The 936-nt window shown below is 58.0% G+C and carries 1 protein-coding gene and 1 pseudogene; both read left to right on the forward strand.

The window, feature by feature from the left end:
- Positions 1 to 392, forward strand: a 392-nt coding sequence (locus J5224_RS30465; protein WP_264628775.1) for a DUF5110 domain-containing protein, incomplete at its 5' end; no start/stop codon positions are given.
- A gap of 310 nt (positions 393 to 702) precedes the next feature.
- A pseudogene (locus tag J5224_RS30470) lies at positions 703 to 936 on the forward strand (AMP nucleosidase); the annotation flags it as partial.

Raw genomic sequence — 936 nt, forward strand, 5'->3', positions numbered from 1 at the left:
GCGGCGGACAAACCATCACTCTGGATGCGCAGTTGGAACGCCTGCCGTTGCTGGTCCGCGCCGGGGCGATGCTGCCGACCTCTACACGCCTGAAGCACGTCGATCACCAAACGGACGATCAGCGCGATCTGCTGCTGTTCCCACCGTGCGGCAAAGGTCAGGACAGCGGCCTGTTGTTTGAAGATGATGGCGAAACCCATGGCTGGCAGCAAGGTAATGCGCTGTGGTTGCGCTGGAACATCACCAGTGACAACTCACGCATTGATGTGACCTTCACGCAGGAAGGTGACTTTGCTCCTGCCTGGAAACGCCTGCATGTTCGCCTGCCTGCGCAGGACCAGCGTACGCTCTACATTAACGGTGAAGCTCAATCTCACTGGGATCGCGCGTAATAGTACCTCATCGACTAGGTCACTTACCCCTCGTCATCCTCGGCATCACTCTTGTCATCCTCGGCGAAAGCCGGGGATCTCTGACAGAAGGAATGCGTTTCCCCTGTAGCAGATTCCCGCCTTCGCGGGAACGACGGTGGGGGGCGGGAATGACGGTGGGGGTGGGAATGGCGCAGGGAGCTACCGAGATATTGTTCAAAGCCTCACCAAACAGAACAATGGCTATACGTTTCGTCACGTGGCTGATCTATGCTGGGTGTAACCACCGCAATCACATTGCGGGAGATAACCCAAAAAGGATGGAAGAGCGATGAAGCATTGTGGTTCCCCTGCCCCCCTCACGGCCGCACAAGCGCTGGACTTACTGAGTTCGCAGTATGATGATGCGGTCAACGCGTTACGCGCAGCCATTAGAGCCTACGTGACAGATGGCTCCTTGCCCGATGCAGAAGCTCGCCGCAACGGGTTGTTCGTCTACCCGGAATTGCGCGTAAGCTGGGATGGCGTACAGCAAGGGAAAAGCCGCACCCGCGCCTACGGGCGT

It is taken from the genome of Candidatus Symbiopectobacterium sp. NZEC135 (assembly GCF_025962695.1).